Consider the following 4375-nt stretch of genomic DNA (forward strand, 5'->3'; position numbering starts at 1 on the left):
AGGCGGTTCAGACAAATTATGGAAAAGCTCGTAACACTTCATACCGTCTTTAAATTTTTTGCCTGCGAGTTCATGGGCAGCCGCATTAAGTTTCAAGATCTTGTATTCGTTATCGACAAACACTATCATTGAAGAAATGCTGTCGAAAACCAACTCCCATTCTCGTGAAGCTTGCTCGAATTTTGTCCTGAGATCATATAAGTCGGTCACATCAATGAACCCCACTATAAAACACTTTTCCTGTCCCAGGATCGTCAAAGGCGAAACTACACCATCAAGATACAAGGTTTTCCCGTTCATTTCGCACCTAAGAACACCTTTTACAGGAGAACCGGCTTCTATAGCAGGTTTGAAAAGCTTCTCCATAAACTCTTCGTGGAAGAATTTCTCAAGATGAGGTGGAATCACTCCTTTTCCAGCGTAGTCAGCGCTTATGCCAAGCATTTGCCGAGCTGTGGAATTTGAAAACAACGGTTTACCATCCTTTGAAAAAATAACTATTCCTACCTTGACATTATCCAGCAACTGTGCGAGAAAATCATAGGTAACACCAAGCTCCGGGATATACAGGCTACCTTTCCGCCCTTCAATGCCTGTTTTAAGCAGTGTAAACATCTGCTCGAGTAATTTCTCGTCATCAAGCGCTTTTTTTATACATGCGCGCAAATCATCGATATTGCTTAAATCCTTTATTTCTTCACCATCAACACCTCTTTTGCTATGTTCGCCCTCAAAATTTCCCAATTTATCTCTCCCCGCACTATCCATTGTTTAACTCCTGTTTTGCCAACCTGCAAATTTTTAATGAAAATAAAAAACCCGCCGATGCTTTTCGCAAAGGCGGGCTGTTATTCGTGCTAATGCAAGTCCGTCAAATAAAACATCACGGTGTAGCCTCCACAGCCTTAACCTTGATAAAGAACCTATCAACACCTGTCTGCCCATATGTTGTGCTCCACTTGGGCAAATAAACCTGAATCCAGAGATTTTCTCTAAACGCCGAAGTATCGGCACCCGAGACATTTGGCATAAGCTTTCCATCACTGGGACCGAACTTTGCACCCGCAGCAGAAGCAAACGCAGATGTTAATGCAGTCTGGGTCGCCGTAAACGCATTAGGCGAAGGAACAGTATCATCGTCGTTAAGTATAGCACGCAATCCAAATGTGTCGGTTCCTCCATTGGTCCCAAGAACCCATAAATTCTTATGAGAAACTGTATCCCACACATATGTTCCAGCAGCAAGATGAATCTGCAGAGTATCGGTGCCGTCGTTCTGAAGAACGACCATATCTGTATCTTCCATACTAATTATTGTATCAGCGTCTGCGTAATATGGCACATGAACAGTATCATATGGCGCTTTCCAACCTATAATGAATGTATCTGGCTTTGAGAATGGATTTCCACTGACAATGGAAAACGCAAGGCTTCCGGGTTGATAAACAACCCACGCTTCATAAAACTTGAGTGTTTCAGCGTTGGTGGCATAGTCATATGCTCTAACCCTGAAGTAAAAGGTATCATTAGGGTGAGAGGACACATTAACTGGGCTGAAGGGACCAAAGTATGCATCGGTAAAGGATGTGGAATCAAGCCAAGTAAACCATGTGCTTGTATCATTTATGGCATATTGAACAGTATAAAGCCAAACGCCCCAACCCTCGCCATCCTCAATGGTTGTATCAACAGCGTCCCAGGAAACCAGCCAAAAAGGGTCCTCCGAAATGGTATCCATAGAATCGATCCATGATATAGGTGCCCTAAGGTCGAGGTCAATCCATCTATAGCCAGGATATGCGACTATATTTGTTCCTGTCATCATATCGCTGCTTGCCGCACCTCGACCAAGAGCAGTAGCTCTAACATATAAATTTCCCCCGGACATAGGGGTTTGAGTTCCTTCGTAACCACCATTCGTAAAAGAGTCCCAGAATATCTTAAGATTGGTAGCTTGAGCAAATATTAAACCCGAAATTAACAAAATCATTGTTACTATCGCCAACTTACGCATCATTCTTCCTCCCCATGTGTATCATTTCAATTATCATCTAAAAACATAATCACTAAATCTATTCTCAAAATCCGCTAATTTTCAAATAACACTACGTTACAAAACCAGCTTTCAAAAAATCCCCCCGGGGGCGTTTAGAACCCCCGGGAGGACTATTACAGCTTTGCCATTACGGCGTCATCTTCTCGGAGATGATGTACCAGTTGCTGCCGTCGCTCTGTACCATTATGCTGTAGTACTGGGAGCTGAGCGTCTTGGAGGAAGCACCATCAATAGTACCCGAGGATGGGCTAACTGTCACCGTACCAGTTCCAATATTCTTTATCACATAAACCTTTCCAGGATAGCTTGACGCAGCCGGCAGAGTGATAGTTATCGTTCCATTAGCAAGTACCGTGTAGTCGGTAGCAGTTAGAGTTACATTCGAGTTGACTGTTCTTATCGGAAGGCTTATTCCACCATGAGAGCGAATCTCCTGACCAGTGGCAAGGTATGTACCAACAGTCTCATACGATGCTACCTGGAGATGTGCACCCACTTGGAGATAAGTACCAACTGTGAGATATGTTCCTGCAGTGATCTGATTAGTAGTAGCTACATTGTCAGCAGTAACTGCTCCAGTTATACTAGCACTCCCAGCGCTCAATGCACCAGTGAATGTACCGTCGTTTGCGCTGACATCACCAGAAACCGATAGATTATGATTACCAGTTATTGACACATCATCATTAAATGTTGATATTCCGTTAACTGTCAAGTGATCGTTTATGGTAGCGTCATCGTTAACAGTCAGATCACGAGTTATCGTAGCGTCTCTTCCTACAGTTAGATCATTAGCTACATCAGCACTACCACCAACATGGATTCCATTATTTGTATACAAGCTATCAGCAGAAACCGTTCCGTGTACAAGCAGGCTGTCATCAATCTCAACTACATCACCCACAGCCTGAATCGAATCCGCTATAAGCTCACCATGGACGAAGAAGTTATCCCAAGCATAAATCGTATCGGTAACTGTGCCGAGGTCGCCGGCGAATAGGGTATCAATAGAGATGTTATGGTTATAAATGGTTCCATCCACTGTAAGGTCACCATGCACAATCAGGCTATCATCTATCTCCACGGAGTTGCCAACTGCCTGGATCGAATCTACTATGAGTTCACCATTAACTTTGAAGTCGTTGGTAACCGTAATTGTATCATGATCCTCACCAGTTATCGTATCAACGAACACTGTCGCGTTGATTACCACATCGTCACCGGCGTAGATGCTGTCTGTGTTCACATAGTCAACAATGTCAGCATGACCGCCTACATAGAGGTTATTGTTGGCTACCACATTGCCGCTCGAGTAAACGCTGTCAGCTGTCAGATAATCATCAATCACCGCATGACCGGCAATATTAGCATTACCACCAATATCAAGATTATTCGCTGCAACAATGTCATCTCTTGCGTATATACTATCTGCGAACAGGTCACCCTGGACATTAACATCTCCAAGTATACGCAGGCTATCCTTAACTTCCACGACATTTCCTACAGCTTGGATAGAATCAGCTATCAATTCCCCATAAACCTTGAACTGGTCATACGCAACTATTGTGTCGGTAGTATGGCTCTTACCGTCAGTAAAGTTAGCCCAGATAGTATCCATAGCGCCTATGTAGGAACCAGCTATAGAACCAGTAACCAAGAGGTCACCGACAACCTTGAGGTCATCGTCTACAATCACTGTATCAGTCCGCTGGGAAACATCAATGGTGTCTACATAGAGGTAGCTATTAATCCTAACTCTGCCGTCAAAGTAACCCGCATAATAATCTGATGACCCACGATGTGAAGCATCAACATAACCACGAACTCCAGTGTAAAGATGAGTAGTCGTCGCACCAACAGTAACATCCAACCATGAACCCAACGCACCAGCTACCGTATCATTCGAGGTCGTAGTGAAATACGAACCCGTAACTGCCGAATAACCGTCATATGTAACACCACCTGAAACTGTATGTATCGCCGAACCTATCGCACCCAATGCACGCTTATTCCAGCTACTCTGGTTATCCCAAATGCAGCCCGATATCGCATTGCTACCTGATGTGCTGTTCGGAAGCTTCCCCGCGAGGTCAAAATCAGACCTTATAGCATAACGAGGCGAAGAAGAACTTACTTTCTCTTTAACAAACAATATATCCTTGTCATTGGTATCATTTATTCTTATCGAACCCACAGTCCCGTCCAGATTTATCGTCGCACCATCCTCATATGCCCGCTGCAGACTGTGATTAATATCACCATTGCCCGAATACATATCCCCTATAATCTCATCCAATGCTGCATCAACATTGTTCCCTG

Annotated in this window: 3 protein-coding genes; all 3 read right to left on the reverse strand. The window is 43.9% G+C overall.

All coding sequences use genetic code 11. The annotated features are described in order from the left end of the window. The coding region (locus J7J62_01305) for a PAS domain S-box protein (protein MCD6123796.1) at positions 1–768 on the reverse strand (768 nt) is incomplete at its 3' end. Positions 769–883: 115 nt separating this feature from the next. Next, entirely contained in the window at positions 884–2017 is a 1134-nt protein-coding gene (locus J7J62_01310) for a hypothetical protein (GenBank protein ID MCD6123797.1), read from the reverse strand. A gap of 166 nt (positions 2018–2183) precedes the next feature. Beyond that, a partial coding sequence (locus J7J62_01315) for a polymer-forming cytoskeletal protein (GenBank protein MCD6123798.1) occupies positions 2184–4375 on the reverse strand: 2192 nt, incomplete at its 5' end.

Source organism: bacterium, from assembly GCA_021159335.1.
GTDB lineage: Bacteria > UBP14 > UBA6098 > B30-G16 > B30-G16 > JAGGRZ01.

What these genes read in the sequence shown, in the direction of transcription:
- J7J62_01310 (MCD6123797.1), bottom strand. Translation starts at nt 2,017, where the DNA reads ATGATGCGTAAGTTGGCGATAGTAACAATGATTTTGTTAATTTCGGGT.